This window comes from Cupriavidus sp. JZ107 (assembly GCF_053903255.1).
The window spans coordinates 432,888-453,701 of sequence record NZ_CP096481.1 but is presented as its reverse complement, the minus strand read 5'-3'; the positions used below and the strand labels follow the sequence as shown (position 1 = coordinate 453,701).

The window sequence follows — 20,814 nt, the reverse complement described above, 5'->3', positions numbered from 1 at the left end:
ACGGCACCGCGGGTGCCGTGCCGGGGCCGCTCGAGGCAGGCAGCGGCTAGAATGCCGGCATGCGCCTGTTCACCCACCACGCCCTGCAAACACCCCACGCCAAGCCGCTGAACGACTGGCTGGCCAAGGCCGGACCGATGTCGTCGCTGATGCAGGCGGCGCGCGAGCTGGCCGCGCTGGAAGCCGAGGTGATGGCGCTGCTGCCGCCGGGCATGCGCGCCGGCATCGCGATCGGGGGTGTGCGCCAGGACACCCGCAGCCCGGGGCAGCCGAACACGCTGCTGCTGCTGGCCGCGCACGGCGCGGCCGCGGCGCGGGTGCGGCAGATCGTGCCGAGCCTGCTGGCGCGGCTGCAGCAACGCGGGGCACGGATCGATGCGGTCAAGGTGCGGGTACAGCCCGACGCCGCGCGCGGCGACTGGGACGTGGAGCCGGCCGAGCGGCCCAAGAGAACGGGCGTTCCGGCGGCGGGATTGAACAGCCTGGGGGAATTGGCGCAGACCTTGCCGGACTCGCCGCTGCGGGACGCGGTGCAGACGCTGCTGTCGCGGCATCGCTGAGGCCAGGCGCGGGGGGCCTGGCAAGCGCCGTTGCCCCCACCTCCGCCCCTCTCCCGCAAGCGGGCGAGGGGAGCAAACCCACCCTTGAATAATCAGGCGAAGGCCGGCTGCAGCTGCGGCAGGAAGGCGGCCGGGGCCTCTTCCTGGCGTTCGAAGCTGACGATCTCGTAGGCCTGCTCGTCCGCCAGTAGCGCGCGCAGCAGCTGGTTGTTCAGCCCGTGGCCGGACTTGTTGGCGACGTAGGCGCCGATCAGCGGATGGCCGACGACATAGAGGTCGCCGATCGCGTCGAGGATCTTGTGGCGCACGAACTCGTCGCCATAGCGCAGTTCCTCGTTGTTCAGCATGCGGTGCTCGTCGAGCACGATCGCGTTGTCCAGGCTGCCGCCGCGCGCCAGGCCCATCTCGCGCAGGGCCTCGACCTCGTGCGCGAAGCCGAAGGTACGGGCGCGCGCGATCTCGCGCACATAGCTGGTGTCGCCGAAATCGATCTCGAAGGTCTGGCCGGTCTTGTCGACGGCCGGATGGCGGAAGTCGATCGTGAACGACAGCTTGAAGCCGAAATACGGCTCGAGCCGCGCCAGCTTGTCGCCCTCGCGCACCTCCACCGCCTTCCTGACGCGGATGAAGCGCTTGGCCGCCGGCTGCTCCTCGATGCCGGCCGACTGCAGCAGGAACACGAAGGACGCCGCGCTGCCGTCCATGATCGGGATTTCCTCGGCGTCGACGTCGACGAACAGGTTGTCGATGCCGAGGCCCGCGCAGGCCGACATCAGGTGTTCGATGGTGGACACGCGGGCGCCGTTCTTCTGCAGCACGGAAGCCAGCCGCGTATCGCCGATCGCCGATGCCTTGACCGGAATCTCGACCGGCTCGGGCAGGTCGACCCGGGTGAACACGATACCGGTGTCGGTCGGGGCGGGCCGCAATGTCAGCGTCACTTTACGGCCCGAGTGCAAGCCAATGCCAACGGTCTTGACCAGGGACTTGATGGTGCGCTGTTTGAGCATGACGGCCTCTGCTAATTATTAAAATCTATCGGGCTGTAAATCCAATAAACCGCATCTTACCACCGGCGAGAATATTGCGCTGCACCAGTTTTGTTTCGTCGTGTTAACGGTGTGGCATTCGACGGGTAAAGGCCCGAAAAAGATGCGGGAAATGGCGGCGAAGTCGTCGACGGACGCGTTATAAGGGACCCGTCAAGCACTTTCAATGCCTCACTCTCCGGGTCACGGCGGCCATGGAGCACGGCATGCCGTCTTACGCGCGCAACATCGCGAGCACCGCTTCCGCGCTGCTGACCTCGAATTTGCCCGGGGCTTCGACGGCCAGGTGCGTGACCACGCCATCGTCCATCACCAACGCATAGCGCTGCGAGCGGACGCCCATGCCGCGCTTGCCCAGGTCCTGCTCCAGGCCCAGCGCACGCGTCCAGTCGGCGCTGCCGTCGCCGAGCATCCGGACCTTGCCGGCAGTGCCCTGCTCGCGCGCCCAGGCGCCCATCACGAAGGCGTCGTTGACCGACACGCACCAGATCTCGTCGACGCCCGCGGCGCGCAGCGCCTCGGCCTGCTCGACGAAGCCGGGCACATGGCGTGCGGAACAGGTCGGCGTGAACGCGCCGGGCAGACCGAACACGACGATGCGGCGGCCCTTGGCCAGCTCGGCGACCGAGAAGGCGTTGGGACCGAGCGCGCAGCCGCCCGTCTCGGTTTCGAAGTACTCGTACAGCGTCGCGTCGGGCACGCGTGCACCGATTTCGATCATGGCGTTTTCCTCAGGTAGCCGCGGCGTCGGCGTCCACGTCGCCCATCGGCAACGACGGCGCGGCAACGACGGCGATCGCCTTGGCCAAACCCAGTCTGCATCATAGTTGCCGCCTTCCGGCATCCCAAGTGGGACGGCGGCGCGCACGGCTGTCGGCGGACGCCGACAGGCCGGCAAGCAGAACTGACAAAAACAGGCGCGGCGAGCTTGCGCTCGCCGCGCGGACGGAAGGCACATCCCGGCCGGGATACGGCGGGAGACCAGTCCGGGGAGGCGGCCGGCGGCGCGCCTGTCCCGGCACGGGATGCGGACGGAGGACAGCGGGCGGCGTCAATCTCCTCGCTCGCGCGAAAGGCCGGCGGCCGTCATCCGGAGCGCGGGCACGGGCGGATGGGGAGCGCCCATCGTGCCCCGCTGTCGCGGATGCGCGGCCGGCAACCTGCCGGCGATGCGATCGGCCAGCCGAGGGGTCGGCTCGCCGCGGACCGACGTCGCGCCGTGCTCAGTCCGCCTGCTTGCGCAGGAAAGCCGGGATGTCGTACGTGTCGACACCCTTTTCCTGCAGCGCAGCCACGTGCGCCGACGCGGTTTCGCGCGAGCTGCGGAACACCGCCGGCGTATCGAGGCCGCTGTAGTCCGGCGCGCTGTGCAGCGCCGAGCCATGCTGCAGGCCGGCCATCATCTGCACCGGCATGTTGTCGGTACCGGTCTTGAGCAGCGTCATCGGCTGCTGCTTCTTGCCCGAGCGGCCCAGGCCCGTGGCGACCACGGTCACGCGCAGCGCATCGCCCATCGAGTCGTCGTAGACGGTACCGAAGATCACGGTCGCATCTTCCGCGGCATAGCTGCGGATCGTGTTCATGACTTCCTTGGTCTCCGACAGCTTCAGCGAGCGGCTGGCCGTGATGTTGACCAGCACGCCGCGCGCGCCGGACAGATCCACGCCTTCCAGCAGCGGGCTGGCAACCGCCTGCTCGGCGGCCAGGCGCGCGCGATCGACGCCCGACACCGTGGCCGTGCCCATCATCGCCTTGCCCTGCTCGCCCATCACGGTCTTGACGTCTTCGAAGTCGACGTTGACCAGGCCGTCCACGTTGATGATCTCGGCAATGCCGGCCACCGCGTTGTGCAGCACGTCATCGGCGCACTGGAAGCACTTGTCCATCTCGGCGTCGTCGCCCATCACCTCGAACAGCTTCTCGTTGAGCACGACGATCAGCGAGTCGACGTTGTTCTCCAGCTCGGCCGAACCATGCTCGGCGACCTTCGCGCGGCGCGCGCCTTCGAAGTCGAACGGCTTGCTGACCACGCCGACGGTCAGGATGCCCATCTCCTTGGCGACCTGCGCCACGATCGGCGCCGCACCGGTACCGGTGCCGCCGCCCATGCCGGCAGTGATGAAGACCATATGCGCGCCGCGCAGCGCGTCGGCGATCTGTTCGCGCGCCGATTCGGCGCAGGTGCGGCCGACCTCCGGCTTGGCGCCGGCGCCCAGGCCCGTATTGCCCAGTTGCAGCACGCGCGCCGCGGTCGAGCGCTTGAGCGCCTGCGCATCGGTGTTCATGCAGATGAATTCGACGCCCTGCACCCCGCGGTTGATCATGTGCTGCACGGCGTTGCCGCCCGCGCCGCCCACGCCGACCACCTTGATGATGGTGCCGTCCTGCATTTCCGATTCGATCATGTCAAAGTCCATCACTGCCTCCGAGAAAAATCAGTCGCCAAACGCTGCGGCCTCCCCGCCGCAACCCTTGGTTCCTGAACAAAGAACCAAAAGAAAGAAACTGCTCCATCAACGCGCCGGGCCCGCCACGGTGGACAGTCGGCAATCGGCGCGTCGCCAATTCGTGTCATCAATGCCTGTCGCCGATCAGAAATTGCCGACGAACCATTCCTTCATGCGCGTCCAGATCTGCTTGACCGAACCGCTCTGCACCGCCACCTTGCGTCCGCGCATCCGTTGCACGCGGCCTTCCAGCAGCAGGCCCATCACCGTCGAATAGCGCGGGCTCTTGACGACCTCGTGCAGGTTGCCGCGGTACTCGGGAACGCCAACCCGAACCGGTTTGAGGAAGATGTCCTCTCCCAGTTCCACCATGCCGGGCATCATTGCGGTGCCGCCGGTGATCACGATACCGGACGACAGCAATTCCTCGTAGCCGGACTCGCGCACGACCTGATGGACCAGCGAGTACAGCTCCTCGATGCGCGGCTCGATCACCGCCGCCAGCGCCTGGCGCGACAGCGTGCGCGTGCCGCGGTCGCCCACGCCCGGCACCTCGATCATTTCCTCCGGATCGGCGATCGCCTGCTTGGCGATGCCGTACTGGATCTTGATGTCCTCGGCATCGGGCGTCGGCGTGCGCAGCGCCATCGCGATGTCGTTGGTGATCTGGTCGCCGGCGATCGGAATCACCGCGGTATGGCGGATCGCGCCTTCGCTGAAGATCGCGATATCGGTGGTGCCGCCGCCGATGTCGACCAGCACCACGCCGAGCTCCTTCTCGTCCTCGGTCAGCACCGCCAGGCTCGACGCCAGTGGCTGCAGGATCAGGTCGTGCACCTCCAGTCCGCAGCGGCGCACGCACTTGACGATGTTCTGCGCCGCGCTGACCGCGCCGGTCACGATATGGACCTTGACCTCCAGCCGGATGCCGCTCATGCCGATCGGCTCGCGCACGTCCTCCTGGCCGTCGATGATGAATTCCTGGGTCAGGATGTGCAGGATCTGCTGGTCGGTCGGGATGTTGACCGCCTTCGCCGTTTCGATGACCCGCGCCACATCGGTCTGGGTCACCTCCTTGTCCTTGATCGCCACCATGCCGCTCGAGTTGAACGAGCGGATGTGGCTGCCGGCAATGCCGGTGAAGACCTCGGCAATCTTGCAGTCGGCCATCAGCTCGGCTTCCTCGAGCGCCTTCTGGATCGACTGCACGGTGGCCTCGATATTGACCACGACCCCTTTCTTCAACCCCTTGGACTCGGATTGGCCCATCCCGATCACTTCGTAGCTGCCGTCGGGGCGCAATTCCGCGACCACCGCCGCCACCTTCGAGGTGCCGATGTCCAGACCAACCAACAGGTCCTTGTATTCCTTGCTCATCGGGTTTTCTCCGCGTTCTCTTTTCTCAGTCGCGTCGGATTGTTGTTGGAAGCCGGGCCACGCTTCGCGCTGCTTGCACTGGCACTGGCATTGGCACGGTTGGCGCCGTTCGCATTGCTCGCTCCCTGCTCGCGGGCCTTGGCGGCGGCTGCCGCCTGGGCCTCGGTCAGGAAGCGCACATTGGCTGCCCGGATGGCAAACCCGTTCGGATAGCGCAAATCCGCATACTCGATCTGCTTGCCCCACTGCTCCGTCACCTGCGGCCAGGCGATGACGAAACGCTTGACGCGCTCCTCCATCGCCATCCGGTCAAGGTCGGTCTGTTCCCGTCCCAGTTCGACCACCATGCCGTTGGACAGCCTGGCCCGCCAGGCGTAACGCCCGGACAACGTCACCGCGAGCGGTTCGGCCTTCAGCGGCCGGAACCAGTCGCGCATGATCTCGAGCTTGTCGACGACGTCCGCCTCGCTGCCGGGCGGGCCATCGAGCGCGAGCAGACGGGCGTCCTCTTCCGCCTCGGCCGGATTGGCCACGAACAGCTCGCCATAGGTATTGATCAGCCGGCCGGTATCGGGCGCGCCCCAGGTACCGAGCGCCTCGTGTTCCTCGATCCTGACCGTCAGGCCGCTCGGCCATTCGCGCCGCACGCTGGCCTTGCGCACCCAGGGCACCGACTCGAAGGCCTGGCGCGCGGCGTCCAGGTCCAGCGTGAAGAAATTGCCCGACAGCTTGCCCAGCGCGTTGGCGCGCACCGCCGGCGCGTTGACGTGGCGCAGCGTGCCGCCGTACATCGGCGCCAGCTCGACATGGGTGATCGCGAACACCGGCCGCTGCGCCAGCCACATCAGGCCGGCCGCGAGCGCCATCACCACCACCACGGCATAGAGCGTGGTGGCGATCAGGTTCAGCAGGCGTGCGTTGTGCCACATGTCGGTTCGGTGCGCGCGAAGGCTTCGTTGTGCGGGTTATTCGGGTTTCCAGTGCTCGTTCGGATGCAGGTCCAGCGTCGCCGCGGCGACCACCTGCAGCACGAAGTCCTCGTAGCTGATGCCGGCCGCGCGCGCCGACATCGGCACCAGCGAATGGCCGGTCATGCCGGGCGAGGTGTTCATCTCGAGCAGGTAGGGCTGGCCGTCGGCGGTCAGCATCACGTCGGCGCGCGCCCAGCCGCGGCAGCCCAGCACGCGGAAGGCCTCGACCGCGAGGCTGCGCACGCGCTGCTCGAGTTCGTCGCCCAGGTTCGCGGGGCACAGGTATTGGGTAACGTCCGTGAAGTACTTGTTTTGATAGTCGTAGTTGGCGTCGGGCGCGACGATGCGGATCACCGGCAGCGCCCGCGCGTCGCGCCCCTCGCCGACGATCGGGCAGGTCAGCTCGGCGCCGTCGATGAACGCCTCGGCGATGACGTCGTTGTCCAGCGCGGCGGCCTTCTCGTAGGCGGCGCGCATCTGGCTCGCGTCCGTGACCTTGGTCAGCCCGATCGACGACCCTTCGCGCGCCGGCTTGACGATCAGCGGCAGGCCCAGGTCCGCCACCACCGCGTCGAACTCGCGCTCGGTGCAGTCGGCGGTCAGCATCGCGAAGCGCGGCGTCGGCAAGCCATGGGTACTCCACAGCCGCTTGGTGGCCGGCTTGTCCATCGCCAGCGCGGAGGCCAGCACGCCGCTGCCGCTGTACGGGATGCCCAGCTGCTCGAGCAGCCCTTGCATGGTGCCGTCCTCGCCGTAGCGGCCGTGCAGCGCGATGAAGACACGGTCGAAGCCTGCCGCAGCCAGTTCGGCGACGCCTTGCACCGCGGGATCGAAGGCATGCGCGTCGACGCCGCGCGACCGCAGCGCGGCCAGCACCCCCTGGCCCGACAGCAGCGAGATTTCGCGTTCGGCCGACCGGCCGCCCATCAGCACGCCGACCTTGCCGAGCGTCTTCGGATCGATTTGGGGATTGGGGACGAAGCTCATGCCTGGCCTCCGGCTTGCGGCACGGCCGCTTGCACTGGTTGTTGCGACGCTGGCTGGGCAGCGGGTTGCGAAGAGGAAGATGCCGCGGATGCCGTGGAAGGCGTGGCCGTCGATGAGGCCCCGGCCTGGCCCGACACCAGCAGGCCCGGCACCGCACCGATCGTGCCGGCGCCCATCGTCACCACCACGTCGCCCGGACGCGCGGCGTCCAGGATCGACTGCGGCATGTCGTCGATCCGCTCGACGAAGACCGGCTCGACCTTGCCGGCGACGCGCAGCGCGCGCGTCAGCGCGCGGCCGTCGGCGGCGACGATCGGCGCCTCGCCGGCCGCGTAGACCTCGGCCAGCAGCAGCGCGTCGACGGTGCCGAGCACCTTGACGAAGTCCTCGAAGCAGTCGCGCGTACGCGTGAAGCGATGCGGCTGGAACGCCAGCACCAGGCGGCGGCCCGGGAACGCGCCGCGCGCGGCGGCCAGCGTCGCGGCCATCTCGACCGGGTGGTGGCCGTAGTCGTCGACCAGCGTGAAGGTGCCGCTGCCGTCCGCGCAGGCCACCTCGCCGTAGCGCTGGAAGCGCCGGCCGACGCCGTGGAATTCGCGCAGCGCCTTGACGATGGCGGCGTCGGGCACTTCGAGCTCGGTGGCGATCGCGATCGCCGCCAGCGCGTTCTGCACGTTGTGCAGGCCCGGCAGGTTCAGCACCACGTCGAGCGGCGGCTCGCTATGGTTGTTCAGCTGGCGCAGCACCGTGAAATGCATCTGGCCGTCGACCGCGCGGGGGTTGACGGCGCGCACCTGCGCGTCCTCGGCGAAGCCGTAACGGACTACCGGCTTGGACACGAAGGGCAGGATCTCGCGCACGTTCGGATCGTCGACGCACAGCACCGCGATGCCGTAGAACGGCAGCCGCTGCGTGAATTCGACGAAGGCCTGCTTCAGACGGGCAAAGTCATGCCCGTAGGTGTCCATATGGTCGGCGTCGATGTTGGTGATCACCTCGATCACCGGGAACAGGTTCAGGAACGACGCGTCCGATTCGTCCGCCTCGGCGACGATGAAGTCGCCGGTGCCCAGCCGCGCGTTGGCGCCGGCCGAGTTCAGCCGGCCGCCGATCACGAAGGTCGGATCGAGCCCGCCCTCGGCCAGCACCGACGCCACCAGGCTGGTGGTGGTGGTCTTGCCGTGCGTGCCGGCGATCGCGACGCCCTGCTTCAGGCGCATCAGTTCGGCCAGCATCACCGCGCGCGGCACCACCGGAATGCGCTTGGCGCGCGCCGCCAGCACCTCGGGGTTGTCGCCGCTGACGGCGGTCGACACCACCACCGCGTTGGCGCCGGCGATATGCGCGGCATCGTGGCCGTGCATCACCGTCGCGCCCAGCGCGGCGAGGCGGCGCGTCGCGGCGTTGCTCCCCATGTCGGAACCGGACACCCGGTAGCCGAGATTGAGCAGCACCTCGGCGATGCCGCTCATGCCGGCGCCGCCGATGCCTACGAAGTGGATGTTCTTGACGATATGCTTCATGAATCCTGCTTGTCGGTGGACCTCGATCCCGTCGGTTCCCCGTACTAATCCCTGGCCAGCTCGCTGCAGACCTGCGCCACGCGCCGGGTCGCATCCGGCTTGGCCAGTCCGCGCGCGCGCAGCGCCATCTCTTTCAATTGCGGCCGCGACAGCTGCGCCAGCGTCTGCGCCAGCCCTTCCGCGGTCAATGCGTCCTGTTGCACCAGCAGCGCGGCGCCCTGTTCCGACAGGAAGCGCGCGTTGGTCGTCTGGTGGTCGTCCACCGCATGCGGAAACGGCACGAACAGCGCCGCCACGCCGGCTGCCGCCACCTCCGATACCGTCATCGCGCCGGCGCGGCAGATCACCAGATCGGCTTCGGCGTAGGCCTGCGCCATGTCGTCGATGAACGGCACGGCCTCGGCCGCAACCCCGGCCGCGGCGTAATTGGCCCGCAGCGTATCGATCTGCTTGACGCCGGCCTGGTGCCGCACCAGCGGCCGCTCGCCTTCGGGCAGCATCGCCAGCGCCTGCGGCACCACCGAGTTCAGCGCCGCGGCGCCGAGGCTGCCGCCGACCACCAGCACCCGCAGCTGACCCTGGCGGCCGTCGTAGCGCGCGGCCGGTTCGGTGAGCGCCGCCACTTCGTCGCGCACCGGATTGCCGGTCCACTCGGCGCCGGGCAGCGTCTGGGGAAATGCGCACAGCACGCGGTCGGCGACCCTGGCCAGTACCTTGTTGGCCAGCCCCGCGATCGAGTTCTGCTCGTGCAGCACCAGCGGCCGGCCCAGCAGCGAGGCCATCATGCCGGCCGGGAAGGTGATATAGCCGCCCATGCCGAGCACCACGCTCGGGCGCACCCGGCGCAGCGCGCCGATGCTCTGCCAGAACGCACGCAGCAGGTTCAGCGGCAGCAGCAGCTTGGTCAGCAGTCCCTTGCCGCGCAGCCCGCCGAACTGGATGAACTCCATCGGGATATCGTGCTTCGGCACCAGCGTCGCTTCCATGCCGGTGCGGTTGCCGAGCCAGACCACGCGCCAGCCCTGCGCGCGCAACGCATGCGCGACGGCGAGCCCCGGGAACACATGGCCCCCGGTGCCGCCCGCCATCACGAGGAGCGTGCGCTGCTGCGTGGAACTCATACCTTCCCTCCACGCATCAATACGCGGTTTTCGTAATCGATGCGCAGCAGCAGCGCCAACGCCACACAGTTCATCAGGATCCCGGACCCGCCATAGCTGACCATCGGCAGCGTCAGCCCCTTGGTCGGCAGCAGTCCCAGGTTCACGCCCATGTTGATGAAGGCCTGCCAGCCGATCCAGATGCCGATGCCCTTCGCCACCAGGCCGGCGAAGGTGCGGTCCAGCTGCAGCGCGGTGCGGCCGATCGAAAAGGCGCGGCGCACCAGCCAGTAGAACAGCACGATCGCGGCCAGCACGCCGATGAAGCCGAGTTCCTCGCCGATCACGGCCAGGATGAAGTCGGTATGCGCCTCGGGCAGGTAGTGCAGCTTCTCGATGCTGCCGCCCAGCCCGACCCCGGCCCATTCGCCGCGGCCGAACGCGATCAGCGAATGGGTCAGCTGATAGGCCTTGCCCAGCGCGTATTCCTCGCGCCAGGGGTCCAGATAGGCGAAGATCCGCTCGCGCCGCCACGGCGACACCGCGATCAGCAGCGCGAAGGTGCCGACCGCGATCGCCACCAGCGCGCCGAACAGCTTGCCGTTGACGCCGCCGAGGAACAGGATGCCCATCGCCACCGCGGCGATCACCAGGAACGCGCCCATGTCGGGCTCGAGCAGCAGCAGCATGCCGACCACCGCCACCGCGACGCCCATCGGCAGGAAGCCCTTGCCCAGGCTCTGCATCCATTCCTGCTTGCGCACCGTGTAGTTGGCCGCGTACAGCACCACCGCCAGCTTCATCAGCTCGGACGGCTGGAAGTTCATCAGGCCCAGCGGAATCCAGCGGCGCGCGCCGTTGACGCCCTTGCCGATGAAGGGCACCAGCACGATGATCAGCAGGATCAGCGCCAGCACGAACAGCTTGGGCGCATAGCGATCCCAGTACTTGACCGGGATCTGGAAGGCCAGCAGGCCGACGCCCAACCCGATCAGCAGCGAGAACGCATGGCGGATCAGGAAATGGCTCTCGCGGTAATTGGCAAAGCGCGGCGAATCGGGCAGCGCGATCGTCGCCGAGTAGACCATCACCAGGCCGAGCGACAGCAGCACGATCGCGACCCACAGCAGCGGCTGGTCGTATTCCATCATCCGTGAACGGGTCGGCTTGACGCCCGACACCGCATCGCGCAGCCCTTCCCAGGCGTTGCCGATGGTCGCGCCGACGATGGTGGCGCCGACGAAGCCGCTGCGCTTGGCCTGGCGCTCTGCCTGCATCTCGCTCATGGCATGATCCCCCGGGACAGCGCCAGTTCTTCGACCGCGGCGCGGAACACCTGCGCGCGGTGCACGTAGTTGCGGAACATGTCCAGGCTCGCGCAGGCCGGCGACAGCAGCACCACGTCGCCCGGCTGCGCCTGCTCGGCGGCCAGCCGCACCGCGGCCTCCAGCGCACCCTCCTGCGAACCCGCATCGAGCAGCGCGACGCCGGTGCCTTCCAGCGCCGCGCGCAACTCGGCGGCGGCCTTGCCGATCAGCACCACCGCGCGCGCGTACTGCGCGACCGGCGCGGCCAGCGGCGAGAAGTCCTGGCCCTTGCCCTCGCCCCCGGCGATCAGCACCACGCGCTTGTCCAGCCCGGACAGCGCGGCGACGGTCGCGCCGACATTGGTGCCCTTGCTGTCGTCGAAGTACTCGACATCGTCGATCGTGGCGAGCCACTCGACCCGGTGCGGTTCGCCGCGGTATTCGCGCAGGCCGTGCAGCAGCGCGTTCAGCGGCAGATCGATGGCGCGGCACAGTGCCAGCGCCGCCATCGCGTTGGTGGCGTTGTGCATGCCGCGGATGTGCAGCGCGTCGGCCGGCATCAGGCGCTTGTGCCGCACCGGCACCGGCGCGGCCTCGTCGCCGGCGGCGCCCTTGCGGCGGCGCGGCTTCGCCTCGTCGGCCTCGCCATCGGGTTCGGCCAGCACCAGCCAGGGCATGCCGCCCTCGCGCAGGATGCCGAAGCTGCCCGGCACTTCCGGCAGGTCGGTGCCGAAGGTCACCGGCACGGTGCCCGGGCGCGCCATCTCCATCGTCAGGCGGTCGTTGCGGTTCAGCACCTGCACGCACTGCGAACCATCGCCGCCGGCCGGCCCGAAGATGCGCTGCTTGGCCGCCGCGTAGGCCTGCATCGTGCCGTGCCAGTCCAGGTGGTCCTGCGTGACGTTCAGCACCGCGGCCGCGTGCGGCGCCAGCGTATGCGTGGTCTCCAGCTGGAAGCTCGACAGTTCGAGCACCCAGACATCGGGCAGCGTCGCCGAGGCGATGCAGGCCGACAGCTTGTCCAGGGCCGACGGGCTGATATTGCCGGCCACCGCGACGGTCTTGCCGGCGCGCTCGACCAGCCGGCCGGTCAACGCGGTGGTGGTGGTCTTGCCGTTGGTGCCGGTGATCGCCAGCAGCTTCGGCGCGTAGCCCGCTTCGGCCTGCAGATGCGCCAGCGCGCGCGCGAACAGTTCGATCTCACCCCACACCGGGATGCCGCGCTCGCGCGCCGCGTCCAGCAGCGCGCCGGTGTCGGCTTCGGCCGGCGACAGGCCCGGGCTGATCGCGATCAGCCCGATGCCGTCGAGCAGCGCGGCGGTGAACGGGCCGCCGACGAATTCGGCCGAGGGCAGCTCGGCCTGCAGGAAGGCAAGATTGGCGGGCGCCGGACGGGTATCGGCGACGCGCAGCGCGCAGCCATACCGGCCGCACCAGCGCGCCATCGCCAGGCCCGATTCACCGAGGCCCAGTACCAGCACATCAGGGGTCTGCAACTCGCCAAACACTTCGTTTCCTGCCTTTGATTTCCTGTCGTCGATCGATCTTGCGAACGCGCATCCGCGCGAATTCAGTCAGTCCGGCTTCAGCGCAACTTCAGCGTCGAGAGGCCGATCAGCACCAGCAGCAGCGTGATCACCCAGAAGCGGACCGTGACCTGCGTTTCCTTCCACCCGCTCAACTCGAAGTGGTGGTGCAGCGGCGCCATGCGGAACAGCCGCCGTCCTTCGCCATAACGCCGCTTGGTGAACTTGAACCAGGTGACCTGCAGCATCACCGACACCGTCTCGGCGACGAACACGCCGCCCATCACGAACAGCACGATCTCCTGGCGCACGATCACGGCGATGGTGCCGAGCGCCCCGCCCAGCGCCAGCGCGCCGACATCGCCCATGAACACCTGCGCCGGATGCGCGTTGAACCACAGGAACGCGAGGCCGGCGCCAGCCATCGCCGAGCAGAAGATCAGCAGCTCGCCGGCGCCCGGGATATGCGGGAACAGCAGGTACTTGCTGTAGACCGCATTGCCCATCACGTAGGCGAACACGCCGAGCGCGCTGCCGACCAGCACCACCGGCATGATCACCAGGCCGTCGAGGCCGTCGGTCAGGTTGACCGCGTTGCTCGAGCCGACGATCACGAAATAGGTCAGCACGATGAAGCCGGCCACGCCGAGCGGATAGCTGACCTCCTTGAAGAAGGGCACCAGCAGGTTCGACTTGTAGGGCATGTCCAGCGACAGCCCGCCCTCGACCCAGCTGAGGAACAGCTCCCACACCTTGACGTTGCTCGCCTCGGAAATCGAGAAGGCCAGATAGACCGCGGCGACCAGCCCGATCAGCGTTTGCCAGAAATACTTCTCGCCGCTCGACATGCCGCGCGGATCCCGGTAGACGACCTTGCGGTAGTCGTCGACCCAGCCGATCGCGCCGTAGCCGAACGTCACCAGCATCACCACCCAGACGAAGCGGTTGCCCCAGTCGCACCACAGCACCGTCGAGATGCCGATCGACAGCAGCACCAGCACGCCGCCCATGGTCGGCGTGCCGGACTTGACCAGATGGGTCTGCGGGCCGATCGTGCGCACCGCCTGGCCGATCTTCATTTCGGTCAGCTTGCGGATCACCCACGGACCGAGCGCGAGGCCGATCACCAGCGCCGTGAGGTTGGCCATCACGGCGCGGAAGGTCAGATAGTTGACGACCCGCAGGAAGCTGTAGTCATCTTGCAGCCATTGGGCCAGGGCCAATAACATCGTTCTTCGGTTTCCAGTCTGCTGCCGCGGTGTCCCTGGTTCGGGGCCTGCGGCCAATTCCAATCAATCGTTAAGCTTCACTACCGTTCAGCATCAACCCTGCGTCGCCGGCGCCGGCGGCGCCACCAGCGCGTCCACCATGCGTTCCATCCGCATGAAGCGCGAACCCTTGACCAACACCGCGCTCGCGCGCGCGACGGTGCCGTCGGCATCCGCGGCCAGCGTCGCCGCCAGTTCGCCGGCGCCGGCAAAGTGCCGCGCGCCCTCGCCGAACGCCTGCACCGCATGCGGCGAGGCCTCGCCGGTGGCCCACAGCGTCTCGATGCCGCGCGCGTGCGCATAGGCGCCGATCTCGGCGTGGAACGCCGGTCCCTGATCGCCGACCTCGCCCATGTCGCCAATCACCAGCACGCGCGGCGGCGCGAAGCCGGCCAGCACGTCGATGGCAGCGCGCATCGAGTCGGGGTTGGCGTTGTAGGTGTCGTCGATCACCACGGTGCCGACAGCGGCGCGCTTGACCTGCAGCCGGCCCTTGACCGGCGCGAAGCCGGCCAGGCCGCGCTGGATCGCGTCGATCTCGACGCCGGCGGCCAGCGCGCAGGCGATCGCCGCCAGCGCATTGCGCACGTTGTGCATGCCGAGCAGCGCCAGCCGGACCTCGAAGGCACGGCCGGGCGCGCGCACCCGCAGCCGCTGCACGCCATCGTCCAGGCTCACTTCGGCGCTGACGTCGGCCTGGCCGCCGTTGCCGCCGTTGCCGCCCTCGGCCAGGCCGAAGGTCAGCACCGGCCGGCTGCCGGCGGCGGCGCGCCAGATGCCGGCATGCGCGCCGCCGCTGGCCGCGTCCACCGGGAACACCGCGGTGCCGTCGGCCGGCAGCGCGGCCAGGATGCTGGCGTGCTCGTGCGCGACGGCCTCGACGCTGACCATGAATTCCTGGTGTTCGCGCTGCGCGTTGGTGATCACCGCGACCGTGGGCTGCGCGATCGCCGCCAGCGTTGCGGTCTCGCCCGGATGGTTCATGCCGAGCTCGAGCACCGCGAGCCGGTGGCTCGGACGCAGCCGCAGCACCGTCAGCGGCAGCCCGATGTCGTTGTTCAGGTTGCCGCCGGTGGCGAGCCGCTGCGGCTCGCCGACCGCCGCGGCGAAGATCGCCGCGATCATTTCCTTGACCGTGGTCTTGCCGTTGCTGCCGGTCACCGCCACCGTCGGCAGCGTGAAGCGGGCGCGCCAGCCGGCACCGAGCTGGCCCAGCGCGATGCGCGTGTCGAGTGCCACGATCGCCGGCAAGCCCGGCGCCGCGGCGGAGACATCGCGCTCGACCAGCACCGCGGCGGCGCCCTTGGCGGCCACGTCGGCAATGAAATCGTGCGCGTCGAAGCGCTCGCCGCGCAGCGCGACGAACAGGTCGCCGGGCTCGACGGTACGGCTGTCGGTATGCACGCGGGTAAACCGCCGTGTGCCATCGCCTTCCACGCGCGCGCCGGCGATCCAGCCCGCGGCCTGCTGCAGGTCGGTCATCGCCTGTTCCGGATTGGCCATCGCCTTCATCTCGTGACTCATGCCGATGCTCATGCCGAGACTCCGCGCGCCGCGAGCGCCAGGCGCACATGTTCGCGATCGGAGAACGGCCGCTTGCGGCCCTGGATTTCCTGCGTGGCCTCGTGGCCCTTGCCGGCCACCAGCACCACGTCGTTTGCGCCGGCATGCTTGACCGCATAGAGGATCGCCGCGGCGCGGTCCTCGATCTGGCGGCCACGGCGGAAGTCGCGCATGCCGTCGGCGATCGCATCGAGGATCGCCTGCGGGTCCTCGCTGCGCGGGTTGTCGCTGGTCAGCACCACCTCGTCGGCCAGGCGTTCGGCCACCGCCCCCATCTGCGGGCGCTTGCCCGGATCGCGGTCGCCGCCGCAGCCGAACACGCACCACAGCCGGCCCTGGCGCGCCGCCACCACCGGCCGCAGCGCGTTCAACGTCTTCTCCAGCGCGTCGGGCGTATGCGCGTAGTCAACCACGGCCAGCGGCCCTTCCTGGCCGCCGAACAGCTCCATGCGGCCGTCCACGGGGCGCAGCGCGCGCAGCGCGGCCAGCGCCGCGTCCCAGGCGACGCCGTTGGCCAGCGCCGCGCCGAGCACGGCCAGCAGATTGCTGACGTTGAACTCGCCGATCAGCGGCGTGGTGACCTCGGCGCTGCCGAAGCTGCCGTCGACCTTGAACACGGTGCCGGTCGGGGTCGCCTTGACGCCGGTCGCGCGCAGCCACGCCGCGCCGCCGCTGAAGCCGGTCGCGCCGGCGGGGCCGCCGATGCCGTACTCGATCACCTGCCGCGCCGCCATGCCGGCCGCCAGCAGGCGCCGGCCCATCGCGTCGTCGCGGTTGATTACCGCGGCCTGCAGCTTCGGCCAATGGAACAGCAGCGTCTTGGCCGCCTCGTACTCGGCCATGGTGCCGTGATAGTCGAGGTGGTCCTGGGTCAGGTTGGTCAGCACCGCGACCTGGAACGGCGTGCCGGCGACGCGGCCCTGCTCGAGACCGTGCGAGGACACTTCCATCGCCACCGCGGCCGCGCCGGCCGCATGCAGCTCGGCCAGGCTGTCCTGCAGCTGGACCGCATCGGGCGTGGTGAAGCCGGTGTGCTGCAGCGCGTCCGGAAAGCCGCTGCCGAGCGTGCCGATCGTCGCGCAACGGGTGCCGGCGGCCTGCAGCACGCGCGCGAGCCACTGGCTGCACGAGGTCTTGCCGTTGGTGCCGGTGATGCCGGTGATCGCGAGGCCGCGCGCCGCGTTGCCGTACCAGGCGGCGGCGATCGGCCCGGCCAGCCGCTCCAGCCCTTCGATCGGCAGATGCGGCACGGCGTCGCCATGCGGCCAGTCGTAACCGCGGCTCTCGTAGACCACCGCGGCGGCGCCGCGCGCCAGCGCCTCGGCGATATACGGGCGGGCGTCGGTCGACAGGCGCGCGTTGCCGAGCACATAGGCGAAGAAGACGTCGCCCTGGCGCAGCCGGCGCGTGTCGCCGGTCAGGCGGGCCGTGTCCGCTGCGTGCTGGCGCAACCAGGCCGCTGCCTTGGCAGCGGCCTGTTCGAGGGCGGCGTGCTTGCTGCGGGCGGTCATCGGGCGGTGCTCCCGGATCCGCGGGCGGACAGGGTTTCGGGCGGCGTATCGGGCAGGGTCTCGGGCACGCTCTCGGTGACCACCAGTTGCCGGATCGGCGAATCGGGCTGGACGTTCAGCGCGCGCAGCGTGCCGCCGGTGATCGCGGCGAACACCGGGCCGGCAACCGCGCCGCCATAGTGGCTGCCGGAGGTCGGCTCGTCGACGCTGACGGCGACGATGATGCGCGGGTTCGACATCGGCGCCAGGCCGATGAACGAGGCGCGGTACTTGCTGCGGTCGTAGCCGCGGCCGACGTGCTTGTAGGCGGTGCCGGTCTTGCCGCCGACGCGGTAGCCCATCACCTGGGCCTGCGTCGCGGTGCCGCCCGGAGCCGTCACCATTTCCAGCATGCCACGCACATCGCGCGCGACCTGGGGCGAGATCACGCGCTCTCCGCTGGCCGGACCGTCGGTGCGGAACATCGTGATCGGGATCAGTTCGCCGTCGTGGGCAAAGATCGTATAGGCGTGCGCCATCTGCATCAGCGACACCGACAGGCCGTAGCCGTACGACATCGTCGCCTGCTCGATCGGCCGCCAGCTCTTGTACGGGCGCACGCGGCCGGCGGCGGCGCCGGGGAAGCCGAGCTTGGGCGCCTGGCCCAGGCCCAGGCTGGTGAACATGTCCCACATTTCCTGCGGCTTCATCAGCATCGCCATCTTGATGGTGCCGATGTTGCTGGACTTCTGGATCACGCCGGCGACGGTCAGCGGCCCGTAGTTGTGGGTATCCGAGATCGTCGCGCGTTCGAAGGTGTAGCGGCCGTCGGTCTGGAACACCGTCGACGGCGTCACGCGCTTCAGTTGCAGCGCGAGCGCGGCGGTGATCGGCTTCATCATCGACCCGGGCTCGAAGGTGTCGGTCAGCACGCGGTTGCGCAGCTGCTCGCCGGACAGGCGCGCGCGGTCGTTCGGGTTGTAGCTGGGCCAGTTGGCCAGCGCCAGCACCTCGCCGGTCTGCGCGTCGAGCACCACCGCGCTGGCCGCCTTGGCCTTGCTGCGCTCGGCCACCGCCTTGACCTCGTTGAAGGCCAGGTACTGGATCTTGGCGTCGATCGACAGCTGCAGGTCCTGGCCGTCGCGCGGGCTGCGCAGCACGCCGATGTCCTCGACCACGCGGCCGAGCCGGTCCTTGATGACCTGGCGCGCGCCGGCCTTGCCGGCCAGCACGCCTTCGCGGGCCAGCTCCATGCCTTCCTGGCCGCGGTCCTCGACGTTGGTGAAGCCGACGATGTGCGCCATCGCCTCGCCTTCCGGGTAGAAGCGCTTGTACTCGCCGCTCTGGTGCACGCCGTCGATCTTCAGCGCGGCGATTTTCTCGGCGACATCGGGCAGCACCTGGCGCTTCAGGTAGACGAAGCTCTTGTCCTCGGTCAGCTTCTTGCGCAGCTCCTTCTCGGACATGTCGAGCAGCCGGGCGAGCTGGCGCAGCTTGCTTGCATCGAGGCTCGACGGTACGTCCTCGGGCACGGCCCAGATCGCCTTGACCGGCAGGCTGGTGGCCAGCACCAGGCCGTTACGGTCCAGGATCTTGCCGCGCGTGGCGGGCAGCTCGAGCGTGCGCTGGAAGCGCTTCTTGCCCTCGGCCTCGTAGAACTGGTTGCCGGGGCCCTGGATCCACAGCGCGCGCACGGCCAGCGCGACGAACGCCGCGAACATCAGGAACACCACCAGCTTGGAGCGCCACATCGGCAGGCGCAGGCCGAGCACCGGGCTGGCCGAGAACTGACCGGAGCGCGGACGCGTGGCGGCCGGCCGCGCGGCGCGCGGGCGGTTCAGGCTGGGGCGGGCCATCGTCATGGACGGGCCTCCGCGTTGGCGCTGGACTGCTGCTTGTCTGCGCCATTGGCCCCTTCGCCGGCCGCGGCGCCCTCGGCGCGCGGCAGCACGATGCCCTGCAGGTATTGGGTGCGGCCCGGGCTGACCGGCGACATCTTCAATTGCGCGCGGGCCGCGTCGGCGATGCGCGCGCTCTTGGACAGCGCGCTCTGCTGGTATTGCAGCCGCGACCACTCGGTCTCGAGCTGGCGCTCCTCCGACTGCTCGCGCTCGAGCGCGACGAACAGCGTGCGCGCCTCGTGCTGGGCGCTGACCAGCGACAGCGCGCACAGGATCAGTGCGCCGAGCAGGAAGAAGGTCAGGCGGTTCATGCGCGCGCCCCGCCCTGCGGTGTCGGCGCCGCGGGCGCCAGTTTTTCAGCGACGCGCATCACGGCCGAGCGCGCGCGGGGATTGTCGGCGACTTCCTGGGGGCCGGGCTTGAGCCGGCCGAGCAGCTTCATCGTGGGCTGGGGCAGGTCGGCCGCGCGCAGCGGCGCGCGCCGCAGCGCCGGATCGGCGTCCTGCTGCGGGCGTGCGTGCGCCTGCATGAACCGCTTGACGATGCGGTCCTCCAGCGAATGAAAGCTGATCACCACCAGCCGTCCCCCTACCTCGAGCAGATCGTAGGCCGCGCTCAGACCGCTTTCGAGGTCCGCAAGCTCTTGATTGATGAAAATCCGTAGAGCCTGAAAGGTGCGGGTCGCAGGGTCCTGACCCTTCTCGCGTGTCTTGACGGCTTTCGCCACGAGCGCGGCAAGGTCGGCAGTAGTGGCGAGGCGTCCGCCATCGCCGGGTTCGCTCCGGCGAGCAACAATCGCCTTTGCAATCTGTACAGCAAACCGTTCTTCCCCATAGTCTCGTATCACCCTCGCGATGTCCTGCTCGTCGGCCTGCGCCAGCCACTCGGCGGCAGTGATGCCGCGCGTGGTGTCCATGCGCATGTCGAGCGGGCCCTCGAACCGAAACGAAAACCCCCTCGCTGCGTCGTCGATCTGGGGCGAGCTGATCCCCAGGTCGAGCAGCACGCCCGCGACCTTCGCGCCGGCCAGGCGCTCGCCCATGGCGGCGAAGCTCGCGTGCTCAATAGAGAAGCGGGCATCCTTGATGGTGCCCGCTTCTGCGATTGCTGCCGGATCCTTGTCGAAGGCGACCAGTGCCCCTTCGGGTCCCAGCCGCGCCAGCACGGCCCGGCTGTGCCCTCCCCTGCCGAAGGTACCGTCCACGTACACGCCGTCGGGCCGCCACACGAGCGCATCGACGGCTTCGTCGAGCAGCACGGTGCGATGGCGCAGGGGGGTGGGCCCCGGCGTACGGGTCGGTTCCATAACCACTTCAGAAAGAGAAGTTCTTCAATGCTTCAGGCATGCCCTGGGCCATCGCCTGCTGTTCCTTGGCGGCGTAGGTCGCGGCATCCCAGACCTCGAAATGGCTGCCCATGCCGAGCAGCATCACTTCCTTGTCCAGCATGGCGGCGCTGCGCAGCTCCGGCGCGATCAGCACGCGCCCGGCGCTGTCCATTTCGACGTCCGCGGCATTGCCCAGAAAAATGCGCTTCCACCAGTGCGCGTCCATCGGCAACGCCGCAATCCGTGTGCGAAAGGTTTCCCATTCCGGCCGGGGAAAGAGCAGCAGGCATCCATCCGGGTGCTTGGTCAGCGTCACCCGGCCCTCGGCCTGTTGTTGCAGCGCTTCCCGGTGCCGCGTCGGAATCGACATCCGACCCTTGGCATCGAGGGAGAGCGCCGATGCTCCCTGAAACAAGTT

General features: G+C 69.0%; 18 protein-coding genes. 1 reads left to right on the top strand and 17 read right to left on the bottom strand.

From position 1 onward, the window contains the following. The first annotated feature begins 59 nt into the window (after window positions 1-59). Complete coding sequence (locus M1D55_RS11645; RefSeq protein WP_456282230.1) at window positions 60-560, top strand: DciA family protein; 501 nt, start codon at window positions 60-62, stop codon at window positions 558-560. A gap of 92 nt (window positions 561-652) precedes the next feature. Here the strand turns inward: M1D55_RS11645 and lpxC are convergent, their stop codons facing one another. The 17 genes from lpxC to mraZ form a co-directional block, all read right to left on the bottom strand. Beyond that, window positions 653-1,570: a UDP-3-O-acyl-N-acetylglucosamine deacetylase gene (gene lpxC / locus M1D55_RS11640; RefSeq protein WP_456282229.1), complete on the bottom strand. Its 918-nt coding sequence runs from the start codon at window positions 1,568-1,570 to the stop codon at window positions 653-655. Window positions 1,571-1,823: 253 nt separating this feature from the next. Then, window positions 1,824-2,330, bottom strand: coding sequence for a redoxin family protein (locus tag M1D55_RS11635; RefSeq protein WP_456282228.1), 507 nt, complete (start codon window positions 2,328-2,330; stop codon window positions 1,824-1,826). A gap of 502 nt (window positions 2,331-2,832) precedes the next feature. Continuing rightward, complete coding sequence (ftsZ, locus tag M1D55_RS11630) at window positions 2,833-4,026, bottom strand: cell division protein FtsZ (protein WP_006579111.1); 1,194 nt, start codon at window positions 4,024-4,026, stop codon at window positions 2,833-2,835. 174 nt (window positions 4,027-4,200) lie between these two features. Further along, window positions 4,201-5,433: a cell division protein FtsA gene (gene ftsA, locus M1D55_RS11625; protein ID WP_006579112.1), complete on the bottom strand. Its 1,233-nt coding sequence runs from the start codon at window positions 5,431-5,433 to the stop codon at window positions 4,201-4,203. Beyond that, complete coding sequence (locus M1D55_RS11620; RefSeq protein ID WP_456282227.1) at window positions 5,430-6,362, bottom strand: cell division protein FtsQ/DivIB; 933 nt, start codon at window positions 6,360-6,362, stop codon at window positions 5,430-5,432. Before M1D55_RS11620 ends, ftsA begins: the two co-directional genes overlap by 4 nt. A gap of 36 nt (window positions 6,363-6,398) precedes the next feature. Continuing rightward, on the bottom strand, window positions 6,399-7,391 hold the full coding sequence (locus M1D55_RS11615) for a D-alanine--D-alanine ligase (RefSeq protein ID WP_064577257.1): 993 nt from the start codon (window positions 7,389-7,391) through the stop codon (window positions 6,399-6,401). Next, window positions 7,388-8,914 carry a UDP-N-acetylmuramate--L-alanine ligase gene (gene murC, locus M1D55_RS11610; RefSeq protein WP_456282226.1) on the bottom strand — a complete coding sequence of 509 codons (1,527 nt, stop codon included), beginning with the start codon at window positions 8,912-8,914 and terminating at the stop codon, window positions 7,388-7,390. Before murC ends, M1D55_RS11615 begins: the two co-directional genes overlap by 4 nt. Window positions 8,915-8,958: 44 nt before the next feature. Beyond that, entirely contained in the window at window positions 8,959-10,035 is a 1,077-nt protein-coding gene (gene murG / locus M1D55_RS11605) for an undecaprenyldiphospho-muramoylpentapeptide beta-N-acetylglucosaminyltransferase (protein WP_456282225.1), read from the bottom strand. Then, window positions 10,032-11,300, bottom strand: a complete 1,269-nt coding sequence (ftsW, locus tag M1D55_RS11600) for a putative lipid II flippase FtsW (protein ID WP_006580277.1) — start codon at window positions 11,298-11,300, stop codon at window positions 10,032-10,034. Before ftsW ends, murG begins: the two co-directional genes overlap by 4 nt. Next, complete coding sequence (gene murD / locus M1D55_RS11595) at window positions 11,297-12,829, bottom strand: UDP-N-acetylmuramoyl-L-alanine--D-glutamate ligase (protein WP_232207060.1); 1,533 nt, start codon at window positions 12,827-12,829, stop codon at window positions 11,297-11,299. The genes ftsW and murD overlap by 4 nt, the downstream gene beginning before the upstream one ends. A gap of 77 nt (window positions 12,830-12,906) precedes the next feature. Then, window positions 12,907-14,076, bottom strand: a complete 1,170-nt coding sequence (mraY, locus tag M1D55_RS11590) for a phospho-N-acetylmuramoyl-pentapeptide-transferase (protein WP_023264842.1) — start codon at window positions 14,074-14,076, stop codon at window positions 12,907-12,909. A gap of 93 nt (window positions 14,077-14,169) precedes the next feature. Further along, the gene (locus M1D55_RS11585; protein WP_456282696.1) at window positions 14,170-15,597 is read right to left on the bottom strand and encodes a UDP-N-acetylmuramoyl-tripeptide--D-alanyl-D-alanine ligase; all 1,428 of its coding nucleotides are present in this window, start codon (window positions 15,595-15,597) and stop codon (window positions 14,170-14,172) included. 50 nt (window positions 15,598-15,647) lie between these two features. Beyond that, window positions 15,648-17,189: a UDP-N-acetylmuramoyl-L-alanyl-D-glutamate--2,6-diaminopimelate ligase gene (locus M1D55_RS11580; protein WP_456282224.1), complete on the bottom strand. Its 1,542-nt coding sequence runs from the start codon at window positions 17,187-17,189 to the stop codon at window positions 15,648-15,650. Further along, window positions 17,186-19,030: a peptidoglycan D,D-transpeptidase FtsI family protein gene (locus M1D55_RS11575; protein ID WP_006579883.1), complete on the bottom strand. Its 1,845-nt coding sequence runs from the start codon at window positions 19,028-19,030 to the stop codon at window positions 17,186-17,188. The genes M1D55_RS11580 and M1D55_RS11575 overlap by 4 nt, the downstream gene beginning before the upstream one ends. Beyond that, entirely contained in the window at window positions 19,027-19,380 is a 354-nt protein-coding gene (gene ftsL, locus M1D55_RS11570; RefSeq protein ID WP_006579884.1) for a cell division protein FtsL, read from the bottom strand. The genes M1D55_RS11575 and ftsL overlap by 4 nt, the downstream gene beginning before the upstream one ends. Then, window positions 19,377-20,375, bottom strand: a complete 999-nt coding sequence (gene rsmH, locus M1D55_RS11565; RefSeq protein ID WP_023263707.1) for a 16S rRNA (cytosine(1402)-N(4))-methyltransferase RsmH — start codon at window positions 20,373-20,375, stop codon at window positions 19,377-19,379. Before rsmH ends, ftsL begins: the two co-directional genes overlap by 4 nt. 7 nt (window positions 20,376-20,382) lie before the next feature. Further along, the gene (mraZ, locus tag M1D55_RS11560; protein ID WP_006577764.1) at window positions 20,383-20,811 is read right to left on the bottom strand and encodes a division/cell wall cluster transcriptional repressor MraZ; all 429 of its coding nucleotides are present in this window, start codon (window positions 20,809-20,811) and stop codon (window positions 20,383-20,385) included. Window positions 20,812-20,814: the final 3 nt, after the last annotated feature.

What these genes read in the sequence shown, in the direction of transcription:
- murG (WP_456282225.1), bottom strand. Translation starts at nt 10,035, where the DNA reads ATGAGTTCCACGCAGCAGCGCACGCTCCTCGTGATGGCGGGCGGCACC.
- rsmH (WP_023263707.1), bottom strand. Translation starts at nt 20,375, where the DNA reads ATGGAACCGACCCGTACGCCGGGGCCCACCCCCCTGCGCCATCGCACC.
- M1D55_RS11580 (WP_456282224.1), bottom strand. Translation starts at nt 17,189, where the DNA reads ATGACCGCCCGCAGCAAGCACGCCGCCCTCGAACAGGCCGCTGCCAAG.
- M1D55_RS11615 (WP_064577257.1), bottom strand. Translation starts at nt 7,391, where the DNA reads ATGAGCTTCGTCCCCAATCCCCAAATCGATCCGAAGACGCTCGGCAAG.
- ftsL (WP_006579884.1), bottom strand. Translation starts at nt 19,380, where the DNA reads ATGAACCGCCTGACCTTCTTCCTGCTCGGCGCACTGATCCTGTGCGCG.
- ftsA (WP_006579112.1), bottom strand. Translation starts at nt 5,433, where the DNA reads ATGAGCAAGGAATACAAGGACCTGTTGGTTGGTCTGGACATCGGCACC.
- M1D55_RS11585 (WP_456282696.1), bottom strand. Translation starts at nt 15,597, where the DNA reads ATGACCGACCTGCAGCAGGCCGCGGGCTGGATCGCCGGCGCGCGCGTG.
- murC (WP_456282226.1), bottom strand. Translation starts at nt 8,914, where the DNA reads ATGAAGCATATCGTCAAGAACATCCACTTCGTAGGCATCGGCGGCGCC.
- lpxC (WP_456282229.1), bottom strand. Translation starts at nt 1,570, where the DNA reads ATGCTCAAACAGCGCACCATCAAGTCCCTGGTCAAGACCGTTGGCATT.
- ftsZ (WP_006579111.1), bottom strand. Translation starts at nt 4,026, where the DNA reads ATGGACTTTGACATGATCGAATCGGAAATGCAGGACGGCACCATCATC.
- ftsW (WP_006580277.1), bottom strand. Translation starts at nt 11,300, where the DNA reads ATGAGCGAGATGCAGGCAGAGCGCCAGGCCAAGCGCAGCGGCTTCGTC.
- M1D55_RS11645 (WP_456282230.1), top strand. Translation starts at nt 60, where the DNA reads ATGCGCCTGTTCACCCACCACGCCCTGCAAACACCCCACGCCAAGCCG.
- M1D55_RS11575 (WP_006579883.1), bottom strand. Translation starts at nt 19,030, where the DNA reads ATGACGATGGCCCGCCCCAGCCTGAACCGCCCGCGCGCCGCGCGGCCG.
- mraY (WP_023264842.1), bottom strand. Translation starts at nt 14,076, where the DNA reads ATGTTATTGGCCCTGGCCCAATGGCTGCAAGATGACTACAGCTTCCTG.
- M1D55_RS11620 (WP_456282227.1), bottom strand. Translation starts at nt 6,362, where the DNA reads ATGTGGCACAACGCACGCCTGCTGAACCTGATCGCCACCACGCTCTAT.
- M1D55_RS11635 (WP_456282228.1), bottom strand. Translation starts at nt 2,330, where the DNA reads ATGATCGAAATCGGTGCACGCGTGCCCGACGCGACGCTGTACGAGTAC.